Genomic DNA, 25,777 nt, shown 5'->3' with positions numbered 1-25,777 from the left:
AAGAATTAGAAGAACGAAATATGGAACTTAATTGAAAGGAAAATTTAGCATATGAGTAAAAATTTTTCACATACTATAAATAATGTAAAGCCTATACTTAACAAGGTTCCGGAAATTACAATTTTTTTCTGGATTATTAAGGTACTAACCACTGGAATGGGCGAGGTAGCATCGGACTACTTTGTAAATCATATAGATCCTGTAATAGCGGTTAGTATTGCGGGGGGGTGTCTTGCAGTTTCATTAGTTCTGCAGTTCTCAGTACGTCGATATGTACCATGGATATACTGGTTAAATGTAGTTATGGTAAGCATTTTTGGTACTATGGCCGCGGATGTTGTACATGTTGGATTTGGAATTCCGTATGTTATTTCAACAATGTTCTTTATAGTTACATTGGGAATTATCTTTGGAATTTGGTATTTCAGTGAAAAGACTTTATCAATACATAGTATATATACTCGTAAAAGAGAGTTTTTTTATTGGGCTGTTATACTGACTACATTTGCACTTGGTACTGCCGCTGGAGATATGACTGCCTCAACAATGAACTTAGGCTACTTCTTTTCAGGTATATTGTTTGCTATAATAATTGCTATTCCAGCTATAGCCTATTGGGTGTTTAGAATTAATGAAGTTTTCACTTTCTGGTTTGCCTATATAGTTACAAGACCATTAGGCGCTTCGTTTGCAGACTGGATGGGAGTGTCTCATGAGCGAGGAGGTCTTGGATTAGGAACCGGGTCGGTTAGTTTAGTTTTAACAATCATAATTCTTGCTCTTGTGGGTTACATGGCAATTACAAATAAAGATGCTAAATGCTAAACATATAATAAACAGTAATCTATTTATAATTAATAAAAAGGAAAACCTTAATACTATCTATATCATCTTTCTATCACAATTCATATGGAAACTATGATAAAACTAAGTAGGTAAGTATTAGGGAAGGGCTAGGATTTTGATTTGAAATCCTAGCCTTTTCTCACATTAAAATATTATGTAGAGATCCTAAGATTCAAGTGTTTTTTAATAATATTTTTTGCATCCTCAACGATATCATAAATAATTGAAAGTCTTTCAGTAAAAATTTGTGTTTTTAAATTGTGTAGGATATACTATTTCTATATTTTGTATATAGCCAATATTATAAGCCACAGTGAAAAACTAAGTTTTGCTACTATAATTTGTGCACGGTGAAAATTCAGAATCATTATTTATTATATTTTTTTGAAACTATTTTAAAGCATAAAAATTAAAAGAAAGAAGGTACTAGTATATGATGAAGCGATCGTTATCTTTGAGTAATTTTAATGAATTGAAAATAATATTAGACAACATCTTTAATGAAATAATTATAGTTGATACCAATAATAAGATATTCTTTATCAATGAAGCAGCTAGTATTCTCTTTGACTTAGATTGCAAAAGTAGTTTGGGGAAAAATATTAATAAATTGATACCTGATCCAGAACTTCCTTATCTCTTATCAACTAAAAAAGAAGAAACTAAAAAGCCTATAGTTATAAATGAATTAAGTTTAATATTAAATGTCATACCTATATGTAATGGAGAAAATTTAGAGGGATCAATACTGATTTTCAATAATATAACAAATTATAAGGAGCTGCTTCATAAACTTGATGAAGAGAAAAACAGCAGCGAAATATTAAATACTGTAATTGAGACAGCTTACGATGGTATGGTGATTATAGATAAGAATGGAATAATCACTATGATGAGTAAGGCATATAAAGATTTTCTAGGAATAAAAAGTGAAGATGTAATAGGCAGACATGTAACTGAGGTTATAGAGAATACAAGAATGCCAATAGTACTTGAAACCGGTAAAGAAGAAGTAGCACAGCTTCATAGGATTAAAGGAAATTATATGATAGCTTCAAGAATACCTATAATAAAAAATGGAGAAGTTATTGGGGTTGTAGGGAAGGTATTATTTAGAAATGTAAAAGAACTTAATAGTCTTTACAAGAAGATAAGTGCTATAGAAAAAGAATTGGCCAATTATAAATCAAGGTTTAAGGAATTTAATACAGCTAGCTACTCCCTTGAAAATATTATAGGGGAAAGTGAGGCTATTCAGTCAGCTAAGGCCATAGTGAAAAAAGCTGCTCATACTAGTTCAAATGTACTTATCTTAGGGGAAAGCGGAACTGGTAAGGAAATATTTGCACATGCTATACATTCAGAGAGTAATCGTTATGAGGGGCCATTTGTTAAGGTCAACTGTGCAGCAATTCCAAGCGATTTGCTTGAGTCTGAACTATTTGGCTATGAAGCAGGAGCTTTTACAGGTGCAAGAAAAGAAGGGAAAATCGGAAAGTTTGAAATCGCAAATGAAGGTACAATATTCTTGGATGAAATAGGAGATATGCCTCTACATATGCAGGTAAAACTTTTAAGAGTGATTCAAGAAAGAGAAGTTGAAAAGATTGGTGGAGTTGCAACCAGGAAGATTAACATAAGGATAATTGCAGCTACAAACAGGAATCTTGAAAGATTAGTTTCAGAGGGCAAGTTTCGTGAAGATCTGTATTATAGGCTTAATGTTGTAACAATTGAAATTCCTCCTTTAAGAGAGAGAGGCAATGATATTATACTTATTTCTAACCATCTAATTAAAAAGCTTTCAGTGAGTTTAGATAAGAAAGTTAATGGAATGTCAAAAGAGGCTGAAGAATATCTTAAAACCTATGAATGGAAAGGTAATGTTAGAGAATTAGAAAATATTTTAGAGAGAGCAATTAACATTATGGGAGATAGTAACGTAATTGACGTAGATGATTTACCGAAAGAAATTACAGGTAAAAAGGTTTCAATAACTCCTAAAAGGCTTCAGGACATCTTAGAAGAAAGTGAAAAAAATGCTATTATTCTCGCTCTTAGAGCAGCAGATGGAAATAAAACGAAAGCAGCAAAAATTTTGGATATAGGTCGTACTAGTTTATATGAAAAGATAGAAAAATATAAAATACAGAAGTAGTTGTGCGGAAGTTCGTACAACTACTTTTTTTACATATCATAAGTGTACGGAACTACGTACTGTATGTAAATGTTTACGTTAAATTATGTACGGAAGTGTGAACATTATTTTTGAGCTTTATAAGATTTGGATACCTTTAAAGCAGGTGAACTCCTTTATTTACGTTTCTTTTATCACTAAAGTCTTGGCATGAATCTTGCTAATATAAATAAGTGAAAGCGAACTTATTAATAAATATTACACTTTTACTTTATGGAGTATATGAAAAGGAGGAGAAAATATGAGCAAGGTAATGTTGGCGGAACAAGCAATCTCCTTAATAAAAAATGGAGACACAGTGGCAGTAGGCGGCTTCATAGGTATTGGACATCCAGAGGGAGTTACAAAGAAGCTTAAAGAAATTTACCTAGAGAAAGGTGCTCCGAGTAGCTTAACTCTTGTTTATGCAGCAGGTCAAGGAGATGGTAAAGAAAAAGGCTTAAATCATTTAGGTCAAGAAGGTCTTCTTTCTAAAGTGATAGGAGGACATTGGGGACTCGCTCCTAAGGTTCAGGAACTAGCAATTAAGAATAAGATAAAAGCTTATAATCTTCCTCAAGGAGTAATATCAAGTCTTTACAGAGATATTGCAGCAGGAAAGCCAGGAACAATTACTCATGTTGGTTTGAAAACTTTTGTAGATCCAAGGGTTGAAGGCGGAAAATTAAATGACTATACTACTGAAGACATTGTAAAGGTTATCAATATTGACGATAAAGAGTATCTTTACTATAAAGCTTTTCCTATAAATGTAGCAATAATTAGGGCTACTTATGCAGATGAAGAAGGAAATGCAAGTCTTCAAAAGGAAGCTGCAACTCTTGATGGTCTTTCAATGGCTCAGGCAGCAAAGAATTCAGGTGGAAAAGTTATTCTTCAGGTTGAAAAAATAGTATCAAAAGGAAATTTAGATCCAAGACTTGTAAAAATTCCAGGAATACTTGTAGATGCCGTAGTTGTAGCTAGTGCAGAAGATCACATGCAGACCTTTGCAGAAGCATTTAATCCTGCTTTCTGTGGAGAAATAAAAATGCCAGCTAGTTCTATTAAATGCCTTCCTATGGACGAAAGAAAAATAATAGCCAGACGTTGTGCTATGGAACTTGTTCCAAATGCAATCGCAAATTTAGGAATTGGAATGCCAGAGGGTATTTCTATGGTGGCAAATGAAGAAAATATAGGTAATACCTTGAGACTTACAATTGAGTCTGGTCCAATTGGAGGAATACCTGCTGGTGGTCTGAGCTTTGGAGCAGCAATTAATCCAGATAGTATAATAGATCAATCATCGCAGTTTGATTTTTATGATGGTGGAGGTTTAGATGTAGCGTTTTTAGGGCTTGCGCAATGTGATGAAAAAGGAAACATCAATGTAAGCAAATTCGGTCCTAAGATAGCTGGATGTGGTGGCTTTATAAATATAACTCAAAATGCAAAAAAGGTTGTTTTCTGTGGAACCTTTACTGCAGGAGGACTTAAGATTAATATTTCTGATGGCAAGCTAATCATTGATAATGAAGGTAAATCAAAGAAATTTATCAAGGATGTTGAGCAAATCACTTTTAGTGGAGATTATGCAAGAGAAGTAAACCAATCAGTTCTTTATATAACTGAAAGAGCAGTCTTTAGATTGACCAGTGATGGAGTGGAACTAGAAGAAATAGCTCCGGGAGTAAATTTAGAAAAAGATATTCTGGATCAAATGGATTTTAGACCAATAATATCACAGAATTTAAAGCTCATGGATGTAAGAATCTTTAAGGATGAACTTATGAATCTCAAGTAACTTCTAAATGTGAAAAATAACTATGGTTAGAAAAAGTGGTTATTAAATAAAAAATAATAAATAAATGGAGGTTTTTTATATGGCGGTTATAGGTATTATATTAAGCTTAGTATTATTAATGATTATGGCTTATAGAGGATTCTCAGTTATTGTTTTTGCACCTATATTTGCAATTGCAGCAGCTATATTTTCTGGAATGGCAATAATGCCAACCTATACGGAAATATTCTTACCTAACTTAGGCAATTACGTAAAGGTTTACTTTCCGTTCTTCTTATTAGGTGCTGTATTTGGAAAAGTTATGGAGCAATCTGGTGCAGCAAAATCTATTGCTAAATTTATAGTTGAAAAATTGGGTAAAAAGCGTGCTATGTTATCTGTAATTTTATCAGCAGCCATTTTAACTTATGGTGGTGTAAGCCTTTTCGTTGTTGCATTTGCAGTATATCCATTTGCAGCATCAATATTTAAAGAAGCAGATATTCCAAAGAGACTGGTTCCTGCGACTATCGCAGTTGGTGCCTTCACATTTACAATGGATGCACTTCCAGGAACCCCTCAAATTCAAAACTCTATACCAATGAAGTTTTTTAACACAGATCTTTATGCAGCTCCTATATTTGGAACCTTAGGTGCGATTATAGTTTTAGTTTGCGGAGTATCTTATCTTGAGTGGCGTAAACGTATAGCTCAAGCAAATGGAGAAGGCTATGGAGATAACCATAAAAATGAGCCAATACTTGTTGAAGATGGAAGTTTACCAAATCCATTAATAGCAGCATTACCATTAATATCTGTACTTGGAGTGACTTTGGCCTTGCAAAAATTAGTATTTCCTAAATGGGATATAGTTTCTTGGGTTACTAAAGCTCCTTATAATATCCCACAGGCTAGTGTTGTAGGTTCAATGAATAACTGGGCTTTAATGATTGCACTTGTTTTTGGTATTCTACTTGCAGTTTGTATTAATCCAAAGCGTATGAAAGGTAATTTAGCTTCAGCAATTAATGCTGGTGCAGTTGGATCGCTACTAGCTGTTATGAATACAGCGTCAGAAGTAGGCTTTGGTAATGTTATTAAAACTTTACCAGGATTTCAATCCATAGCTCATGCTTTAACTAACATTAATCCAAATGGTAGTCCATTACTTTCAGAAGCAGTAACAGTAAACGTACTTTCAGGAGTTACAGGCTCTGCGTCTGGTGGAATGAGTATAGCACTTGATACTTTTGGTAAGCAATATTTAACTTGGGCAAATAGCTCTGGGATAAATCCACAATTACTTCATCGTGTTGCTGCAATGGCATCAGGTGGAATGGATACCTTACCTCACAATGGTGCTGTTATAACTCTACTTGGAATTGCAGGCTTAACTCACAAACAATCATATAAAGATATTTTCATGATCACTTGTATTAAGACAGGAACTGTATTTGTATTAATAGCTTTACAAAGCATATTACATTTTGTTTAATTAAGTACTTTGTGTATTAGTTGATAAATGGGAAAAGTCTTATAAAAGGAGGAATTGAAAGTGAAGGGTTTAACTATAAAAGAAATAAATATTGGTGATAAAGCGTCTTTTCAAAAGACAATTACAGAAACAGATGTATACTTGTATGCTGGTATAACAGGAGACTTAAATCCAGCTCATATAAATCAAGTTGAGGCAGAAAAAACAATGTTTCAAGGTAGAATTGCTCATGGCATGTTAACGGCCGGTTTAGTATCAGCAGTACTTGGTATGCAATTGCCAGGACCAGGTTCAATATATCTTGGACAAGAACTTAAATTTGTTGCTCCAGTGAAGATAGGAGATACAATTAAAGCTGAAGTTGAGGTTATAGAGAAGCTTGAAGATAAGAATAGAATAAAATTAAGTACTATATGTACAAATCAAAATGGTGTTGAAGTACTGATAGGTGTTGCAACTATAATGCCTCCAAAATAAAGACAAGTTATCTAAAAGCAGTGTGAGTCTTAAATAAATAAGATTCACACTGCTTTTTTGTATAGGTAATTATTTGAATACTTAGTTCAAATTAATGTGTCCACTGCTTTATACTAACACCACTACGTTACTATGAAAGAATAGGTCTTATTCTACCAGTTTGCAGGACAGAGTCTGGTATCCGAAAGTGTGATGAAATGTCATTCTGTGTTTTATATCAAGAGGATGTAAAGATATGAGACACAAATGTTATATTAGATTGCTGATGTATTCTGTTTTTCCACTAAGTACATCCTTGTAAAAGCCTTGTTTCCATTCAATATAATTAATAGAAGCGGTTATCTCTTCAATTTGGGAGAGTAAGGCTTCTTTTTTTATTTTCAACATTACCTGACGAGATGGAATGGATGATTTCCCTTCAAGACAAAGTGCAAGATATTCCTTCATATCTGCAATACTCATAGAACATTTCTTTAAACAGCTCAGGTCTTTTATCCATGCTAAATCTCTGTCATCAAAAATTCGACGCTTATTCCTATCACGTTTTACGTTAGGTACGAGACCTTCATTACAATAGAATTTTAATGTCTCATAGGTCAATCCGGTAGCTTCGCAAACTTTTTTCATCGTATACATATTTCATTCTCCTCTTCGCTTAGAAATTTAGATTTAAAAATTTTTCAAAAACACTTGACCGGTTGTTACAACCGATTGATACAATCGGATTATAACAAGAAGAAAAAGATTATTCAAGGAGGTTTCAGATGTTATTTTATTTTACAGGTACAGGTAATAGCCTTTATGTAGCAAAACATATCGATGACGAACTAGTTAGCATTCCACAGATTATAAATAAGGAGAAATTAAGCTTTAGAGATGAGAGCATTGGTATTGTATCTCCTGTCTATGGGCATGAGGTTCCACCTATGGTAAAGGAATTTTTGAAAAAAAGCACCTTTAACACAGAATATTTCTATATGATTCTAACCTATGGAAATCGTCATGGCGGTGCAGCAGAACTGGCTGATAAGCTTTGTAAAGAATGTGGGATAACAGCAAGCTATATCAATATCATTGTTGTGGTAGATAACTGGCTTCCAAGTTTTGATATGAATGAGCAGATTTTGCTTGATAAGAAGGTGGGTGAACATATTGCTGAAATCGTGGAAGATATTAAAAACAAAAAGAATATGATTTCTGAAGTAACAGATACTGATAGAGAAGCACATAAGCAATTTCTTGGAAATATGAGCAAAATGCCATCGGATGCATGGCAGCATCTTTTAAAAGTAGGAGAAAAATGTGTAGGATGCGGCATCTGTGAGAAGGTTTGTCCATCCAGCTCAATCAAAATAGAAAATGGAAAAGCCGTTCATATACCAGGAAACTGTCAGACATGTCTGGCTTGTGCACATGCCTGTCCGCAGAAAGCAATCGGACTTACCATACCAGAAAAAAATCCTGATGCAAGATACCGAAACGAGCATATAAAGCTGAAGGAAATTATAGAAGCTAATAACCAGAATAAGTAAAAAGTGGAGGTTTTAATATGAATGAAGTAGCAAAGAAAAGAATGAACGAACTTTTTAAAGGAGTAGAATGCACTTTGGCAGTAAGTGATCCGGAATGGGTAGAAATTACTGCAAACTTTTCTCAGAATGAAGTAGTTAATGCTGGAAGTCTAACAGAAAAAGAGCGAATGCTATGTATCCTTTCTGTATTGCTCGGATGTCAGGGCATGGGAGAATATCGAAATATGCTGCATGCTGCATTAAATGCAGGTATTGACCCGGTAGCTATCCGTGAGGTTGTTTATCAGGCAACGGCTTATTTGGGAATTGGCCGTATCTATGATTATGTGGTTGTTACAAGTGAAATCATGCAGCAGCACGGTATCAAACTTCCACTTGAAAAACAAACTACCACAAATGCAGAAAGTCGCTTTGATGAAGGATTAGCTAAGCAGGTAGAGTTGTTTGGTGCAGGAATGGCTTACAGACAGACCAACGGTCCGGTTTTAAGAAAAAATGTAAATCACTGGCTGGCGGATAACTGTTTTGGAGATTATTACACCCGAACCGGACTTGATAATCAGGAGAGGGAGATGATTACCTTCTGCTATATTCTTGCACAGGGCGGTTGTGAGAATCAGCTACGTGGTCATGCAATGGGAAACTTTGGTATTGGTAATGGTAAGGAAAAGATGTATCAGGTTGTAGAACAATGTTTGCCATACATCGGCTATCCACGTACGTTGAATGCGATGAATATTATTGATGAAGTTGCTGCAAAGGCACAATAGGAGGAATTAATAATGAATACAAATAATAATCCAAGTGCTTTTCCTATGGGACAGGAATTGCCGAAAGGTTCTTCAACTGAATGGCTGGAGCCAGTTACTGACGACGAGTATGAGAATCTTTAAAGTATAAATTTTTGATTAAAAGGAGATAGAAGTTATGGCATTTATGACTTATTTACCAACATTGACACTCTTTGGGGTAGGTTCTTTAAATAATCTGCATACACAACGTATCCCGGGAAAGAAGGCATTAGTAGTAATATCAAATGGAAAGTCAACAAAAACAAATGGTTCTTTGGATAAAACGTTGGAAGAACTTAAAACGGCTGAAGTAGAAAGCGTTGTTTTTGACAAAGTACAGGCGAACCCAACGAAAGTTATCGTTGAAGAAGGCGCACAGATAGCAAGGGAAAATGGATGTGACTTCATTGTTGCACTTGGCGGAGGAAGCTGCATTGATGCTTCAAAAGCTATTGCACTTTTGACATCAAATGAAGGCGATCTCTGGGATTATGTAGCAACAGGCTCTGGTGGTAAAAAACAAGCACCCAATAATCCACTTCCAATTATAGCTATTCCTACCACAGCAGGTACTGGTTCAGAGGCAGATCCTGCAGGTGTTATAACAAATGAAAAGAATGAAAAGCTTGGTGTGGGAGATTTGAGATTATTTCCAGCTATTGCAATTATTGATCCGGAACTTATGAAGAGCGTGCCACCCAAGTTTACAGCTTATCAAGGCTTTGATGCATTCTTCCATAGTGCTGAAGGATACATCGGAAAGAGAGCTAACCTTATGAGTGATATGGTAGGAGAAACTGCAATGAAAAATGTAGGAAAATACCTAGAGAGAGCTGTAAAGGATGGAAGCGATATGGAAGCAAGAGAACATATGGCATTTGCAAGCTATCTATCTGGCATTGAGATGGTTGTAGGATCTACTTCAAGCCAGCATTCACTAGAACATGCATTAAGTGCTTATCATCAGGATATTCCTCACGGTGCAGGATTAATTATGCTCAGTAAGGCATATTTCACTTATTGGATTAACAAGCACGTATGTGATGAGAGATTTGTCAAAATGGCTCAGCTTATTGGTATGGAAAATGCATCGAAAGCAGAAGACTTTATTGTTGCGTTAGACAAATTAATGAAAGCCTGTGGTGTGTCAGATTTAAAAATGTCCGATTATGGAGTTGTACCAGATGAATTTGAAAAAATGGCTGAAAATGCTATCTACACAATGCCGGGACAGTTTGCAGTTGGATATACAGAAATGACTAAAGATGATTGTGTTGCCATTTATAAACAAGCGTATGTATAAAAGAATTTTGGCAATGCTAAGCAATTATAATTTCAAATAAAAAACTGCTTTGAAGAAGCTTATTAGACAAAGATTAACTAATGTCTAATAAGCTTTTAGTATAAGTCATAAAAACGACCTTTAAACATAGTTTTTAAAATAATTAAAAATATTGACTTGGATTTAACTCTAGTAGGTATAGCACTAAATGAGGATCAGCTTGAAGAAATAGACAAGTTGCAAGGATTTGGTTAAGAATGAACTGGTCTAAAAATACTTATTTTTATAAGATAATAGTTTAACTTCTTAAGAACAGATTAATTTGGCATATAGCGCATATAGTGTCAGTGTGACGTTATATCGTTTCTCTCATTATAAATTGTTTTATCTTTTCTTTTGTATCTGTCTCAGCCATAGGGGTAAATACAGTCATTCTTAAGCTGGTATTATCGGCAAGCAATAAACTTGTTTCCTCAAAATCCAGTTTGCCTAAAACTGGGTGAATAATTGTCTTAAATCTAGTATCCTCTGTTTTAACATTATGCATTGACCACCACAAGTCAAATTCTTTGCTTTCTCTTTTAAGTTCATTTACCAATTCTTCGATCCAAGGATCGTCTATAAATTTACTGTAGACAGTACGGAATCTTGCAATCATCCCTTGTGCAGCAGAACTCCAATCAGTAAATGTCTCTTTAAATTCTTCGTTTGTAAACATAATTCTGAGCACATTGCGCTTATAAAGACTGATTTTACTGTAATCCAAGGAGAGTTTTGAAGCTGCATCATTCCACGCAATCACATTTAAGCGGGCGTCCATAATTAATGCAGGAGAAAATTCTAAGCTGTCCAGTACATGTTGAAGCATCGGGTCAACAGATTCATCGTAATTTGGAAAGCTTGTTGGTGGTGCTTGCCCAGCAAGAGTGTAGAGATGTATGGTCTCCTGATTATCAAGCATTAAGGTTCTTGCTAAACTTTCAAGTAATTGCGTAGAAACCTGTATAGGGCGGCCCTGCTCAATCCAGGTATACCATGTTAAACCGATTCCTGAAAGAGAAGCAACTTCTTCACGTCTAAGGCCAGGGGTTCGGCGACGTGTGCCTTCAGGTAAACCAACTTGTGAGGGTAATATCTTTGCTCTACGAGTTTTTAAAAAATCTCCGAATTCTTTATATCTTTGATTTGAATTATCCATAGTAATTAGCGCCTTTCTTTATGGTAGTAGTAATAATACTAGTATAATTACACTCCTATTACTAGTATAAATCAAATGATAAGATAAATACAAACTTAGGTTTACAGCTTATAGATAGGATAAAAGAGTTCTAAATTGTCAAACTACCATAACTTACTAAATAGCATGGTTTGGGTTAACTGGTACCTAAAATCAAAAAGAATAACAATCTTAATCAAATCACAACTATTAATAAATTGAAAGGGGTAAAAAAATGGAAAAAGAAAAAACTGTACTTGTTACTGGAGGATCAGGTTATATTGCAACATATATTATAGCTGAATTACTAAAGCAGGGGTATTCCGTTCACACCACAGTTCGTTCGCTTAAACGAGAAGCGGAAGTTCGAACAGCATTAGCAGAGCTTGGACAAACTACTAACCAAAGATTACAATTTTTTGAAGCAGATTTAACAAAAGATACTGGGTGGGAAGCTGCTGTAGCAAATGTTACTTATGTACTACATGTAGCATCTCCTCTTCCATCAGTTATGCCAAAAGATGAAAATGAACTGATTATACCAGCTAAGGAAGGAACATTGCGGGTTTTACGAGCAGCTAAAGATGCCGGTGTCAAAAGAGTAGTGATGACTTCCGCTTTTGGTGCTGCGGGCATGGGGTACACAGCAGCAAGAAATGATTATATATTTACTGAAAAAGATTGGAGTAATCTTGAGCATGACACAAAACTTAATGCTTACTATAAAAGCAAAACTCTTGCTGAAAAAAGCGCTTGGGAATTTATTAAGGGAGCGGGCGGAAATTTGGAATTTACAACTATTTTGCCAGTAGCAGTTATGGGACCTGTTCTTGGTAAGAAGGCCACTGGTTCTAATCAATTAATAGCTATGATGTTATCAGGTCACTTACCAGGATTTTTTGATTTGTATTTTCCGATAGTTGATGTACGTGATTTAGCTAAAGCTCATATATTAGCATTAGAAACACCTAATGCTGCTGGAGAACGTTTCATTATTTCTAACAATAACGCCATATCCATGAAACAGTTAGGTATGATTTTAAAGAATCATCTTGGTGAAGCAGCTAAGAAAATACCAAATAGAACAATTCCTAGTTTTATATTGAAATTTGCAGCCTTATTTAGCTCAATGGCTCGGTATACTAGTTCAGATTTAGGGATTAATTATAAAATGAGTAGTGATAATGCTCGTAAAATATTGCACTGGAAACCAAATTACAGCGTTGAACAAACAATTATTACAACAGGAAGATCAATAATTGAAAAAAGTATAATCTAAGAAAAGATCAATCATACATATTAATATAAAAAACATGTATTGAAAAAGTAAGGTTGGAAATATACGGTATTATCCAACCTTAATATAGATGAACCACTTCGATTTAAGAATATAAATTTTATTACGAAGTGGTTCATCTATATAAAACAAAATCTATTTAAAATTTATTTTAAGATGTCAGCAACAATTTGCTCTGCAGTTAAGTGATATCTCTTATATAGCTCATTCATAGGCACACCATCTGTAAATTCTTTATGAGCACCGTAACTGAAAACTCTCATCTTTGTAGGACCAAAGAATCTAGATATCTTTTCCCCAAAACCTCCATTTAAGAGACCATCTTCAAGAGTAATTACAGTATCATGGTTCTTAAGTAATAAGGTAAGCATATCTTCATCAACTCCAGTAATAAATCTTGGGTTAATCAAAGTTGGAGTTATTCCTTGCTTTTGCAATTCTTCAGAAACTTCTTCGCCTAGGCTTAAGAAATTTCCAAGACCTATGATTGCAACCTTTTCTCCTTCTGTAACTTTCTCAAATTTATTTAATTCATATTTTAGAGAAAGTTTGTTTTTTAGTTCCTTAATTGGAGAAGAGGATATTCTTATAGCAACAGGAAAATCTTTTTGTTCCATTGCCCAGTCTATCATTGCTGTTACTTCTTCTTTATTAGCAGGTGCTAGATATACTAAGTTAGGAATATTACTCATCATTGGTATATCAAATATTCCAAGGTGAGTTGCATCGCTACCAGAGATTCCTGCATTTTCAACCATGATTATAGCAGGATTGTTATTTATACATAAGTCCTGTGATATTTGGTCATAGGTTCTTTGTATGAAAGTACTTGGGAAGAAAGCAAAAGGCTTCATTCCTTGAGAAGCTAAACCTGAAGCAAAGGCAATAGCATGTTCTTCTGCAATTCCTACGTCAAAGTATCTGTCAGGATGATTTTCTCTAAATTCTACTAGATCAAGTGCACCAGGAACAGCTGCGTTTATTACAACAATTCTATCATCCTTTTGAAGTTTTTCAGTAATATGATTTATAGTAACTCTTTTATAGTTTTCACAAGTATTTTGAGCAAAAGTCTTTCCAGTCTCAATATCAAACGGCATTGACCAATGGAATCTTTCTTTATTAGTTTCTGCATGTGAATATCCGTTACCTTTAACTGTGTGGATATGTACAACTATAGGTTCATTTATATCCTTAATCTTTTGCAGTTCTTCTATTAAAACATTAACATTATTTCCTTCTTCAATATAAACATACTTAAATCCTAAAGCCTTGAATATGTTAAGTTCAGCGTCTCCCTTTGTCTTTCTAAGTAGGGCAAGGTTGCCGTAGATTCCACCATGATTTTCAGCTATAGACATTTCATTGTCATTAATGATTGTAATAAAGTTTGATTTAAATTCAGCTACATTGTCTAAACCTTCGAAAGCTTCACCACCGCTTAGAGAGCCATCACCAATTATTGCAACAATGTTTTCCTTTGTTCCTTTAAAGTCTCTAGCTTTTGCAAGACCTGAAGCTAAACTTATAGAAGTTGAAGTATGACCTATAGTGAAGAAGTCATGTTCACTTTCCTTAGGAGAAGTAAAGCCAGTTACAGTTTTATATATATCTTCAAATAGAAATGCATCTTTTCTTCCAGTTAAAATTTTATGAGCATAAGACTGATGACTTACATCCCATACAAATTTATCTGTAGGGGAGTTAAATACATAATGTAAGGCTACTGTTAGCTCAACAACTCCTAGATTTGGACCAAGATGTCCACCTACCTTACTAACTTTAGTTAATATAGCATTTCTCACTTCAGAGCATAAAATATTAAGTTCCTCAGTTGTTAGTTTTTTTATATCAGAAACATTTGATATTTTATCTAATATATTTGCCATGTTTTTACCCTCTTTCGTATGAACTAAATTTATTATTTCTTTGTGTAAGCGCATTAAAGCATCGGATGGATAAACACTTAATTTCATCCGGTGCTTTAACAGCATCATTATTTTATTCAAGAAGATATGAATAAATATCATACTTATACTAGCACTTAGAGTTAACTATAAGTCAAGAATTTTTTTGCTCAACCATTTTTTGGAAAATAAAAAAGTGCTTGACCTAAAGTAAGGTTTAGGTATTAGGATAAAAGCATAGCATTTTTGTTGAGTATTTGAATATGTGTAGAAATGCAACTTAAATGCAGGAAACAGTGTACATTTTGGAGGGGATATTAATGAAAAATTTAGAAGAATTAAAAGCAGCTACTGTATTTCCTATGGGAGATGAAAATAAAATGTTTGAAAAGTACTTTATAGGAAAGAGCTATTTAAACATGCTGACTATGGAAAGAATCGGAATCGGAAATGTAACCTTTGAACCAGGATGTAGAAATAACTGGCATATTCACCATAAGGGGGGACAGGTGCTTTTATGCACGGCAGGTAGAGGTTATTATCAGGAATGGGGAAAAGAACCTCAAGAATTACATGCAGGAGATGTGGTTAATATTCCGCCAGAAGTAAAACATTGGCATGGAGCTGCTCCAGACAGCTGGTTTGCACATCTGGCAATAGAAGTTCCATCAGAAGGTTCATCTAATGAGTGGTTAGAGCATGTATCTGATGAAGAATACGGTAACCTAAAATAGTAGGAGTAAAGATTTAGATAGAATATATTAGTTAATTTGAAGTCTCAAATATCATTAACTATATTGATGAAATTGTAAAAAATAAAAATTTAATTTATGCATCAAAGAGGTGCAGGAATGGAGAAAAGAATGAATTTAGATTTTACTTATCAGAACCCAACAACAATATATTTTGGGAAACATGCTTTAGATAACTTAAGCAGTGAGCTTGCAAGCTATGGTGAGAACATTATGCTTGCTTATGGAAAAGGTGCCATTAAGAAGAATGGGCTTTATGATCAAGTTGTAGCTATCTTGAAAAAAAGTGGTAAGAACATAGTGGAATTACCTGAAATTATGGCAAACCCAACTTATGAAAAGGTGATGGAAGGTGCTACTCTTGTACGTGAGAACAGTGTAGATTTGATTTTAGCAGTTGGTGGAGGTTCAGTAATTGATTGTGCAAAGGCAATTTCTGTATCTGCATATTGTGAAGGTGATGCATGGACACGTTACTGGTTAAAGTTTGAACCTGTAGATAATAAAATAGTACCAGTTGCATCTATTCTAACACTAGCAGGAACAGGATCAGAAATGAATGGGGGATCAGTAATTACTAACGATGATATGAGGCTTAAGATGGGTCGTGTTTTTCCATCAGAGATGAATCCTAAATTTTCAATATTGAATCCTGAATATACACTTACATTACCAGAATATCAGATGGTAAGTGGAATTTTTGATATGATGTCACACTTAATGGAAGCTTATTTCTCAGGTGAAGATGATGTAACTTCAGATTATTTGATTGAAGGACTTCTTTGTTCTATCATCAATAGTTCAAAAATCGCAGTGAAAGACCCTAATAACTATGAAGCAAGAAGTAATTTAATGTGGAGTTCTACACTTGCAATGAACCCAATTATGGGATTAAGCAAAGCTCAAGACTGGGAAGTTCATATGATTGAACATCAGCTTGGTGCTTACACAGACTGTGCACATGGTATGGGACTTGCAGCAGTATCACTTCCATATTACAGATATATATATAAGTTTGGCTTAGATAAATTTGTTCGTTTTGCTAAGCAAGTATGGGGTGTAGATGAAGCAGGCAAGACAAAGGAACAAGTTGCTTTAGAAGGTATTGATGAAATGGAAAAGTTCATAAAAGAATGTGGTATAGTAACTAGCCTTAAGGAACTTGGTGCAACAGAAGAAATGCTTCCACTAATTGCAAATTCAACTGTGCTTTTAGGAGGATATAAAGTGTTAACAGCAGAGGAAGTTTTAGAAATTTTAAAAGCTGCGTATGTTGCTGAATAAACGGAACATTGTATTCTAATTAGCGATTCTGATCACTGATGTGTGGTGAAGGATTACTATTGAAAATATAGGTAAATACTTTGACGCAGTTTTAAAATATGATGCGTTTCAGATATATTGATCAAAACTTATATGACAGGAAAAGAAATATATATAGAAAGGAATAAAGTTATGAAAAAACAAACAGCAGGTAGGGATGCTCTTGGATCATTTGCACCGAAATTTGCTGAATTAAACGACGATGTTCTTTTTGGAGAAGTTTGGGCAAGGGAAGATAAATTATCATTAAGAGATCGTAGTATCATTACTGTAACTGCATTGATGTCGAAAGGGATACTGGATAGCTCTCTAAAATATCATATTCTTAATGCAAAGAATAATGGTGTCAGTGCTGAGGAGATGTCAGAAATCATCACTCATTTAGCGTTTTATGCAGGATGGCCTAATGCGTGGGCAGTATTTAGATTAGCAAAAGAAGTATACACAGAATAGTAAACTATATTTTACATTCCCTCAGACTGATAGTTTGGGAGAATTACTTGCCAGTTATGGTTTTAATTCCATAGCTGGCATATATTATTTATATTGCATATTTTTAATATCAGTTATTATATCCATAATGTCCGTATCAAAACATAAACTTTTGTGTATAATTTGTTTATCAACTTCTGGATAGTCCATGTTCAATCTAATAAGAACAGCATCAGGATGCTTCATTGTAATTCTTTCAAAGGGCCATCGAATAATACCAGGAGTATTAAACCCAACCCCTAACTCTATTAGCACTAGTTTCCCATCCATTGAATTATTAACAAAATCCGTATAATCTTTTTGTTTTATCATGTGTGGAGCTTCTACAAAGGTATCATCTACACGAAGGTTTTTAGACATATATGAGCCACACTTAGGACAGTAGGGTATATCTTGTTCTAAAACTTCAAATTTATCAGTATCCATATTAACAATCATTTTATCAACGAATACTTTATTATCATAAAGTTCGTCACTGCAAGGCTTGTCACATTGAAAAAGACCGTAATCTCCTTGCGGAGCAAATATATTTTCTTTATTAAAGCCTGCTTTAATAAATTGCCCGTCTACATTTGTTGTTATAATAAAATGATTTTTGTTTTTTAATACTTCAAATAATTCTAGATATGGCTTTAATGCTGGTGACTCATAACGTATTTTATTAATGTGATTTGCCCAGTATGCCCAGAAACTTCTTCTGTGTGAATCATCTACATTCCAGTAAAAGGAGATTGCCTCACCGATAGTATCAATATCAAACTCTGAAAGCTTTGGGAACCATTTCTTAAATAGCTGACTATCACCATAATTTAATCCTCCAGTTGCTGAAAGACCAGCCCCAGCACCTACGAGGATATAATCAGCTTCTTGAATAAGTTTGGCTGCTTTATTTATATTATCTAAGTAGATTTGCGTATTCATTATAATCCTCCCTTGTAAATACATTGAAAATAATTCTATGGAACCTGTCTGGGTTTGTTTTAAGCCAGTTACAGATTGTATTGAGTGCTATTTGTGAAGCAATATTCTTTGGAAACCTGAATTCTCCTGTAGAAATACAGCAAAAGGCAATTGTTTTAATATCTTCATACTCACTAGCCTTATTTAGGCAGGAGGTATAGCAGGATGCAAGAAGTCTACGGTCGTCCTCGGATAATTTATCATATATTATAGGACCAACGGTATGAAGCACATATTTACTTGGAAGGTTATAGGCATTTGTGATTTTAGCATCACCAGTAGGTTCATCAAATCCTTGTTTCTGCATAATTTCATTACACTCAAGCCTTAATTCTATGCCAGCAGCTGAATGTATAGCATTGTCTATACATCTATGCATAGGCACAAAACATCCTAGAAGCTTTGAATTAGCAGCATTAACTATAACATCTGCAGCTATAGAAGTAATATCTCCCTGCCAAAGTACTAATTTTTCAGGAAAAGATATTTTTGTTCCTTTAAAAACCTCATATGCAGTAGGTAGCTTGTATGGATCAACTGGATTTTTCTCCTTAGTTTCCTCCGATAATAATTCATCATGTAATTCAAGGATATCTGAATCTATTGGCTCAGCATCTCTTATATTCATTAAAGCTCTGAGAAGCTTTCTTTTTTTCATATAATCAGAGGGAATATCTTTAACTTCTATTTCTCTATTTTCAGCTACGAGATATTTTACTAATTTATTTAAAACTTGTTCTTTTTTCATGGTAATCTCCTTAATGATAGCAAAAGTATAGGCTTTCATAGAAAGAACTATTATTTTATTTTTCATTATAGCTTTTATTACTATTTTTAATCTTTCAGATTTTCTATAATTAAATGGTTAGTAACTTAATACCGTTAGAAGGACAAGTTTAAAGACATAATCCACAATGCAGGCAGTTTTCCTGTCAAATAAAATATGGTGATAGTTTATCACTTATCTTTAAATTAAACACTCCTGTATGATAAATCATAACCAGGGCACTTCATTATATTTTAGCAAAGGTACGCATCCTATTAAACTAAAGAGAATATTCTGCAGGGAGATTACCTGAGAAGTCAGCTATAACAGCCTTTGCATTATCAAGGTAAAACACTTCAAATATTGGATTATTTGCAGTTTGATACTGGCCTTTTACAATAGGGTTGTTCATGCATGCTTCTTTTACATCTATGTTGTTTTCAATTACAACCTTGCCATTCAAGCGAATCCATGCATATGCATGACTGGAAACAGAAACTTCAACATATGGGTTTTCTTTAATATCCTTATAAACCTCTTTAGTATTATTAGTGCAGAACCATAGCTTGCCCTCTTGTTCAAAACAGAACATGAAAGGTCGGCACTTTGCCTTTCCATCGCGCCCAACTGTAGCGAGATACTGCACAGGATTTTCTTGTAAAAACTTTACTACTTCATTCATCTTTAACATCTCTCCTAAATTAAATTGATTTTTGACGGCTACAATCATATAATAAATGCTATAGTATTTGTTCGCAAGTAAGCACCTTAAAGTGCTATAGGTACCTAAAAGTAACTAATGGATGCTTTTGTAATTAAAAGAAAGAGGGGATAATTCATGAAGAAGGAATTACCTGCCTGTCCTGTTGAAACAACTCTTTTACTCATAGGAGACAAGTGGAAGGTATTAATATTAAGAGACTTAATTGGAGGAACCAAGAGGTTTGGAGAGTTAAAAAAATCTATTGGTTCTATAAGCCAAAAGATGCTGACACAGCAATTAAGAGAGATGGAAGAGGACGGTCTTGTAGATAGAAAGGTTTATGCAGAAGTTCCACCAAGAGTTGAATATTCTCTTACTGAGGACGGTTTTAGTCTGAAACCTATCTTGGATTCATTGTGGGCTTGGGGGGAACAGTATAAGTGTAAGATTAACCAAGGATAATAAATAAGTTGTTTTCCATTGTATAATATAGCAAAGTTTAAGACAGGAGATGAGTTTGTAGTGAATTTTGAAGAGATATCTTTAAAGAACTTTGATTTTAATCCATTTACTAAAGTTGAGGATTGGGCGCTTCTAACCGCTGGAACTAAAGACAAATTCAACATGATGACTATTACTGGTGTGATGTGTGGAAAGTTTTTTCTTAAACCAATGATGCAGGTATATGTTCACCCAGACAGGTACTCTTATAAGTTTGTAGAGGATAACGATTATTTTACCGTATCTTTCTTTGACGTTCCTCGCCATCCTGCTTTACAAATCTGTGGAAGACTGCATGGCAATGAATGTGATAAAGTAGCTGAGTCAGAACTACATCCTATTTCATTTGAAAATACTATTATTTTTGAAGAGGCAAAAACAATTTTTGTTTGCAAAAAAGTTTATCATACAGATGTAAAAAAAGAAAATTTTGATTCACAGCAGTTGTTTAAAGAATATTATAAAGAAACATCAACATATCATAGAATTTATTTAGGACAGATTGAAAAAGTATTGCAACGCAAATAACTGAACATGAAAGAAATTAAAATAAATATTGAACGGTGTTTTCCCTCAGACAGATAGTTTGGGGGAATTTTTGTGCACGTTTATACAGAAATATGGACAGTTTGGTTCTATACATTTGTTTAAAGTAAAAAAGTGAAAATTTATCTTCTGATTATTGTATAAATATACTTTGGGAAACACATTTTAAGATGAGTCAATAAGTATCAGTTAAAACTCTACTTGGAGCATTAGAAAAGTATTTAGATAGGGAAAGATTGTAGTTAATCATAAAAAAATTAAGATATGATAAGGATGAGAATAGCATTATGTTATCATTTTTGAGGTTTACTTTATTGAAAATAAAACTACCCCCACTTTAATTATAACATAAATAGAATTCTATTTAAAGACTGTTTGTTCTCAGGTGCTAGTGCTATAATTCAATAACAACAAATGAGATTTACTATTTTATAATTCAAGGAATTTGAAGAATTGTGGGTTTAAATAAGGAGGTAAAAACATGAGTTCATATGTGCTTGGTTTTCAGGAAGTTGATAAAACAAAAATCATGTTTGTTGGTGGGAAAGGCGCGAACCTAGGAGAACTTTCTAGAGTTGAAGAGATACGCGTACCAGATGGCTTTTGTATTTCTACCGAAGCCTTTAAAAGAGTTATTGGGGAAAAGTCGTCGATTAATGAATTACTTGATCAGTTATCACTTTTAAAGGTGGAAGACCGGGATGAAATAGTTGAGCTTAGTGGTGAGATTCGCAAGGTCATAGAAGGTATAGCCATCACTGAAGATATTAGTGAAGAGATCACCCACCTTCTTTCAAGGCTAGGAGAAAGGGAGGCTTATGCAGTGCGATCCAGTGCCACTGCAGAGGATTTACCAACAGCTTCCTTTGCTGGGCAGCAGGATACGTATTTAAACATTATTGGAAAAGAGGCAATCCTAAAGCATATCAGTAAGTGCTGGGCATCTTTATTTACAGAAAGAGCAATAATTTACCGCCTTCAAAATGGCTTCGATCACCGTAAAGTCCATCTGTCTGTGGTGGTTCAGAAGATGGTCTTTTCACAGGCTGCAGGAATTTTGTTTACTGCCGATCCAATTACTTCAAATAGGAAGGTGTTATCCATTGATGCCAGTTTTGGACTTGGAGAGGCCATGGTTTCTGGCTTGGTGAATTCTGATGTCTATAAAGTGTGCAAGGGTAAAGTTACAGATAAAAAGATATCTACCAAGAAGCTAGCTATCTATGCGTTAAAAGATGGAGGTACGAAAGAACAAAAGATTGATTCTGAGTTGCAGGATAGCCAGGTATTAACTGATAAGCAGATTTTGCAACTTGAGTATATTGGAAGAAAGATTGAAGCACATTTCGGTCATCCACAGGATATCGAATGGTGTTTGGTTGATGATACATTTTATATAGTGCAGAGTCGTCCAATCACTACTTTATACCCGATCCCTGAAGTAAATGATGGTGAAAATCACGTTTACTTATCTGTGGGGCATCAACAAATGATGACTGATCCATTAAAACCATTGGGTATGTCTTTAATGGAGTTAATATCTTTTGGACATAGGTTTAAAGCTGGTGGAAGGTTGTTTGTTGATGTGGCACAAATGTTGGCTTCACCAGACAGTAGAAAAATGTTATTAAATAATATGGGACAACACGATCCACTGACAAAAGACGCAATTATGACCATTATAGAGCGAGGAGATTTTATAAAATCTTTACCAGAAGATAAAGAGAATAAAAGTTCAGGCAAAAGCAATAAAGGTATGGCTTCTGCGGGGACAGAGTCAAAAGTAGAAAATGGACCTACAATAGTATCTGATTTAATTAATAAAAGTCAAACATCCATAGAAGAGTTAAAGCAAAATATTCAAAGAAAATCAGGAACAGATTTATTTGATTTTATCTTTGAAGATATTAAGGAGTTAAAGAAGATTTTATTTGACCCACAAAGTTCTGCTGTATTTATGGCTGCTATAAATGCTTCAGTATGGGTAAATGAAAAAATGAATGAATGGTTAGGTGAAAAAAACGTAGCAGACACACTTTCTCAGTCTGTACCAAACAATATTACTTCGGAAATGGGTCTAGAATTAATGGATGTGGCAGATGTGATTCGTCCCTATCCAGAACTAATTGATTATTTAGAACATGTAAAAGATGATAACTTTTTGGAGAAAATAGTTAAGTTTGATGGGGGACAGAAAACCCAAAATGCTATCTATAATTATCTTAAAAAATACGGGATGCGCTGTGGCGGAGAAATCGACATTACTAAAACTCGCTGGAGTGAAAAACCAACTACACTTATCCCCATGATTTTAAGTAACATCAAAAACTTTGAGCCTAATGCTGGCAATAGGAAATTTGAGCAGGGGCGACAGGAAGCTTTGAGAAAAGAGCAAGAGTTATTAGATAGATTGAAGGAGTTACCGGATGGTGAACAAAAAGCCAAAGAGACAAAGCGAATGATTGACCTAATTCGAAATTTCATTGGCTACCGTGAGTATCCAAAGTATGGAATGGTTAGTCGCTACTTTGTTTATAAGCAGTCCTTACTTAAAGAAGCTGAACAACTGGTGAAAGCAAACATTATTCATGATAAAGAAGATATATACTATCTTACTCTTGAAGAACTTAGCGATGCGGTAAGCACACATAAACTTGATTACAAGATCATAAGAGAACGAAAAGACCAGTATAAACTATATGAAAAGCTAACTCCACCACGTGTTATGACATCTGATGGTGAAATCATTGCAGGTGAGTACAAACGAGAAGATATCCCAAAGGGAGCTATTGTAGGTCTACCTGTTTCTTCAGGAGTTATAGAGGGGCGAGCACGTGTCATATTAAAACTAGAAGATGCTAATCTAGAAGCTGGAGATATATTAGTTACTTCTTTTACGGACCCTAGCTGGACACCATTATTTGTATCCATAAAAGGTCTAGTCACCGAAGTTGGTGGACTGATGACCCATGGAGCAGTTATCGCACGTGAATATGGCTTGCCAGCAGTTGTAAGTGTAGAAAATGCTACTAAACTAATAAAAGATGGACAGCGAATTCGTGTACATGGGACAGAAGGGTATGTAGAAATCTTATAATAAGGAAGGGCATATCTTTCTTATACAGTACGCATAGAAAAAACAAGAAAGCACATTGATAATCTTATCAGTGTGCTTTTCATTATACAGAAAAAAATTATGAAGCTTCGTGATCAATGGAATCTGGGGATATGGATTCTTCCTCTTTTGATTCTGAACTAGAAGTACTCCATTCTCCAGGGTTACTATTGTCTGGTATACGGTGGTTCATTATGTCTAGATACCAGGTTACTTTATTCTCAATATATTTATATCGTTCATTCATTTCCTTTAATTGTTCTTCTATTTTCTTCTTTTGCTCTAAAATAATTTCATATCTTATTTCTATGGTGGATTCACCCTTGAGACATAAATCTACATAGTCCTTAACTGCTTGTATGGACATACCTGATCCTCTAAGATTCTTTATACCTATAAGCCAATTCTTAGATTGTTCGTCAAAAAGTCTGTTTCCGTTTTTATCACGTTTTAAGGTAGGAACTAGTCCCATATCTGTGTAATATCTTACTGTATGTTCCGTCATATCAAGAAGCTTTGATATCTCTTTTACTGTATACATAGTTACCTCATTTCCATAGTCAAAAACGAAATATAGTTTTTCATTTCTGATATATTTTTTCATTAAATTCTTGACTTCGAGTTACACGAATGGTATACACTAACTTTAACACAGCTATCTAAATTGTGTAAAGATAGTTCTGCTTAATCAAATACAAAGAGTAGAATGAAATTAGAGTAAAGGAGAATTAATATGGAATTTGTAGAATTAAACAATGGTGTCAAGATGCCAATCTTAGGGTATGGAGTATTTCAAATTGCGGATCAAGAAGAATGTGAAAGATGTGTACTTGATGCGATAGAGGCAGGTTATCGCTTAATCGATACTGCTCAAGCTTATGGTAATGAAGAAGCAGTAGGAAAAGCTATTAAAAAATGTGGTATTCCAAGAGAAGAATTATTCATCACTACAAAGGTATGGATTTCTAATGCCGGATATGAAAAGGCAAGGAAGTCTATTGAAGAATCCTTAGAGAAACTTCAACTAGATTATTTAGATCTACTATTAATCCATCAACCATTTGGTGATTATTATGGAACTTATCGTGCAATGGAAGAACTATATAAAGAAGGAAAACTTAAAGCAATAGGTGTAAGTAACTTCTATCCAGACAGATTAATTGACCTAATCAAGTTTAATGAAGTTGTTCCAGCAGTTAATCAAGTTGAAACACATGTGTTCAATCAACAAGCAAACTCACATGAAATAATGAAGAAGTATGGAGTACAAATTGAGTCCTGGGGACCTTTTGCTGAAGGAAAAAACAATCTATTTACTGATGAAACATTGAAGGCAGTTGGAGATAAATATAATAAATCAAATGCTCAAGTTGCTTTAAGATATCTTATTCAAAGAGGTGTAGTTGTAATTCCTAAATCAGTTCATAAGGAAAGAATGATTCAGAATATTGACGTATTTGATTTTGAACTAACAAAAGAAGATATGGATTTGATTGCTACTTTAGATAAAGAAGAAAGTTTATTCTTCTCACATTATGATCCGCAAACAGTTGAATATTTAACAAGTTTAGTAAGATAAAATTTAATTTAGGACTTTTTTCAGCTAAGTGAGTATTTATAAGCTGCATTAAGAAAAGTGAGGAACCTCCTTGTTTGGAGGCTCCTTTTAATATACTTGAAGTTATTTTATTTTTGAGTACGATATTTTATACGGCTTATATTTTTTAGTAGAATTTAAATGCAATACCCCAATTTTTAATTTTAACTCATTGACAGATGAATTTTAATAATGATAGTATATGTATATGCATATA

General features: G+C 34.2%; 23 protein-coding genes. 16 read left to right on the top strand and 7 right to left on the bottom strand.

Annotation, left to right across the window (positions count from 1 at the left end):
- Positions 1-51: 51 nt before the first annotated feature.
- The 5 genes from J3477_RS08090 (at position 52) to J3477_RS08070 (ending at position 6,780) form a co-directional block, all read left to right on the top strand.
- Positions 52-825, top strand: coding sequence for a COG4705 family protein (locus J3477_RS08090; RefSeq protein WP_206869224.1), 774 nt, complete (start codon positions 52-54; stop codon positions 823-825).
- A 454-nt stretch (positions 826-1,279) separates the two neighbouring features.
- Positions 1,280-3,004 carry a sigma 54-interacting transcriptional regulator gene (locus J3477_RS08085; protein ID WP_206869223.1) on the top strand — a complete coding sequence of 575 codons (1,725 nt, stop codon included), beginning with the start codon at positions 1,280-1,282 and terminating at the stop codon, positions 3,002-3,004.
- A 280-nt stretch (positions 3,005-3,284) separates the two neighbouring features.
- The gene (locus tag J3477_RS08080) at positions 3,285-4,829 is read left to right on the top strand and encodes an acyl CoA:acetate/3-ketoacid CoA transferase (protein WP_206869222.1); all 1,545 of its coding nucleotides are present in this window, start codon (positions 3,285-3,287) and stop codon (positions 4,827-4,829) included.
- 79 nt (positions 4,830-4,908) lie between these two features.
- Positions 4,909-6,303: a GntP family permease gene (locus tag J3477_RS08075; RefSeq protein WP_206869221.1), complete on the top strand. Its 1,395-nt coding sequence runs from the start codon at positions 4,909-4,911 to the stop codon at positions 6,301-6,303.
- Between the two features lie 60 nt (positions 6,304-6,363).
- Complete coding sequence (locus J3477_RS08070) at positions 6,364-6,780, top strand: MaoC family dehydratase (RefSeq protein ID WP_206869220.1); 417 nt, start codon at positions 6,364-6,366, stop codon at positions 6,778-6,780.
- Between the two features lie 249 nt (positions 6,781-7,029).
- Here J3477_RS08070 and J3477_RS08065 read toward each other — a convergent pair whose 3' ends face one another.
- Positions 7,030-7,416 carry a MerR family transcriptional regulator gene (locus J3477_RS08065; RefSeq protein ID WP_206869218.1) on the bottom strand — a complete coding sequence of 129 codons (387 nt, stop codon included), beginning with the start codon at positions 7,414-7,416 and terminating at the stop codon, positions 7,030-7,032.
- A gap of 128 nt (positions 7,417-7,544) precedes the next feature.
- On the opposite strand from J3477_RS08065, the gene J3477_RS08060 reads away from it, so the two are divergent.
- From J3477_RS08060 to J3477_RS08050, 3 genes are all read left to right on the top strand, one after another.
- The gene (locus J3477_RS08060; RefSeq protein ID WP_206869216.1) at positions 7,545-8,312 is read left to right on the top strand and encodes an EFR1 family ferrodoxin; all 768 of its coding nucleotides are present in this window, start codon (positions 7,545-7,547) and stop codon (positions 8,310-8,312) included.
- 17 nt (positions 8,313-8,329) lie between these two features.
- Entirely contained in the window at positions 8,330-9,082 is a 753-nt protein-coding gene (locus tag J3477_RS08055; protein WP_206869214.1) for a carboxymuconolactone decarboxylase family protein, read from the top strand.
- Positions 9,083-9,239: 157 nt separating this feature from the next.
- Positions 9,240-10,406, top strand: coding sequence for an iron-containing alcohol dehydrogenase (locus J3477_RS08050; RefSeq protein WP_206869213.1), 1,167 nt, complete (start codon positions 9,240-9,242; stop codon positions 10,404-10,406).
- A gap of 334 nt (positions 10,407-10,740) precedes the next feature.
- On the opposite strand, the gene J3477_RS08045 is transcribed toward J3477_RS08050, so the two are convergent.
- Positions 10,741-11,583, bottom strand: a complete 843-nt coding sequence (locus tag J3477_RS08045; protein WP_206869212.1) for a helix-turn-helix transcriptional regulator — start codon at positions 11,581-11,583, stop codon at positions 10,741-10,743.
- Between the two features lie 253 nt (positions 11,584-11,836).
- Here J3477_RS08045 and J3477_RS08040 point away from each other — a divergent pair, with 253 nt between their 5' ends.
- Complete coding sequence (locus tag J3477_RS08040) at positions 11,837-12,880, top strand: SDR family oxidoreductase (RefSeq protein WP_206869211.1); 1,044 nt, start codon at positions 11,837-11,839, stop codon at positions 12,878-12,880.
- Between the two features lie 164 nt (positions 12,881-13,044).
- Here J3477_RS08040 and J3477_RS08035 read toward each other — a convergent pair whose 3' ends face one another.
- A complete protein-coding gene (locus J3477_RS08035) occupies positions 13,045-14,787 on the bottom strand; it encodes a 1-deoxy-D-xylulose-5-phosphate synthase (protein ID WP_206869210.1) in 1,743 nt (580 codons plus the stop codon).
- A gap of 380 nt (positions 14,788-15,167) precedes the next feature.
- Here J3477_RS08035 and J3477_RS08030 point away from each other — a divergent pair, with 380 nt between their 5' ends.
- From J3477_RS08030 to J3477_RS08020, 3 genes are all read left to right on the top strand, one after another.
- Positions 15,168-15,539, top strand: coding sequence for a cupin domain-containing protein (locus J3477_RS08030; protein WP_371876590.1), 372 nt, complete (start codon positions 15,168-15,170; stop codon positions 15,537-15,539).
- A gap of 129 nt (positions 15,540-15,668) precedes the next feature.
- On the top strand, positions 15,669-16,841 hold the full coding sequence (locus J3477_RS08025; protein WP_206869700.1) for an iron-containing alcohol dehydrogenase: 1,173 nt from the start codon (positions 15,669-15,671) through the stop codon (positions 16,839-16,841).
- A 171-nt stretch (positions 16,842-17,012) separates the two neighbouring features.
- The gene (locus J3477_RS08020) at positions 17,013-17,333 is read left to right on the top strand and encodes a carboxymuconolactone decarboxylase family protein (RefSeq protein ID WP_206869699.1); all 321 of its coding nucleotides are present in this window, start codon (positions 17,013-17,015) and stop codon (positions 17,331-17,333) included.
- Positions 17,334-17,417: 84 nt separating this feature from the next.
- On the opposite strand, the gene J3477_RS08015 is transcribed toward J3477_RS08020, so the two are convergent.
- From J3477_RS08015 to J3477_RS08005, 3 genes are all read right to left on the bottom strand, one after another.
- Positions 17,418-18,293, bottom strand: a complete 876-nt coding sequence (locus J3477_RS08015; protein WP_206869208.1) for an SIR2 family NAD-dependent protein deacylase — start codon at positions 18,291-18,293, stop codon at positions 17,418-17,420.
- Entirely contained in the window at positions 18,268-19,080 is an 813-nt protein-coding gene (locus tag J3477_RS08010) for a protein-ADP-ribose hydrolase (RefSeq protein ID WP_206869207.1), read from the bottom strand. The genes J3477_RS08015 and J3477_RS08010 overlap by 26 nt, the downstream gene beginning before the upstream one ends.
- 298 nt (positions 19,081-19,378) lie before the next feature.
- Complete coding sequence (locus J3477_RS08005) at positions 19,379-19,780, bottom strand: pyridoxamine 5'-phosphate oxidase family protein (protein ID WP_206869698.1); 402 nt, start codon at positions 19,778-19,780, stop codon at positions 19,379-19,381.
- A 156-nt stretch (positions 19,781-19,936) separates the two neighbouring features.
- Here J3477_RS08005 and J3477_RS08000 point away from each other — a divergent pair, with 156 nt between their 5' ends.
- The 3 genes from J3477_RS08000 (at position 19,937) to ppsA (ending at position 23,945) form a co-directional block, all read left to right on the top strand.
- The gene (locus J3477_RS08000) at positions 19,937-20,263 is read left to right on the top strand and encodes a winged helix-turn-helix transcriptional regulator (protein ID WP_206869206.1); all 327 of its coding nucleotides are present in this window, start codon (positions 19,937-19,939) and stop codon (positions 20,261-20,263) included.
- 18 nt (positions 20,264-20,281) lie between these two features.
- On the top strand, positions 20,282-20,830 hold the full coding sequence (locus J3477_RS07995; RefSeq protein ID WP_206869204.1) for a flavin reductase: 549 nt from the start codon (positions 20,282-20,284) through the stop codon (positions 20,828-20,830).
- A 499-nt stretch (positions 20,831-21,329) separates the two neighbouring features.
- Positions 21,330-23,945: a phosphoenolpyruvate synthase gene (gene ppsA, locus J3477_RS07990; protein ID WP_206869203.1), complete on the top strand. Its 2,616-nt coding sequence runs from the start codon at positions 21,330-21,332 to the stop codon at positions 23,943-23,945.
- A gap of 97 nt (positions 23,946-24,042) precedes the next feature.
- Here ppsA and J3477_RS07985 read toward each other — a convergent pair whose 3' ends face one another.
- Positions 24,043-24,504: a MerR family transcriptional regulator gene (locus J3477_RS07985; RefSeq protein ID WP_206869202.1), complete on the bottom strand. Its 462-nt coding sequence runs from the start codon at positions 24,502-24,504 to the stop codon at positions 24,043-24,045.
- A gap of 192 nt (positions 24,505-24,696) precedes the next feature.
- Here J3477_RS07985 and J3477_RS07980 point away from each other — a divergent pair, with 192 nt between their 5' ends.
- A complete protein-coding gene (locus J3477_RS07980; RefSeq protein ID WP_206869200.1) occupies positions 24,697-25,542 on the top strand; it encodes an aldo/keto reductase in 846 nt (281 codons plus the stop codon).
- Positions 25,543-25,777 lie beyond the last annotated feature (235 nt).

It is taken from the genome of Clostridium zeae, assembly GCF_017312485.1.
Lineage (GTDB): Bacteria > Bacillota > Clostridia > Clostridiales > Clostridiaceae > Clostridium_AR > Clostridium_AR zeae.
The sequence above is the reverse complement of the archived record's forward strand: the minus strand, read 5'-3'. Positions and strand labels throughout refer to the sequence as shown.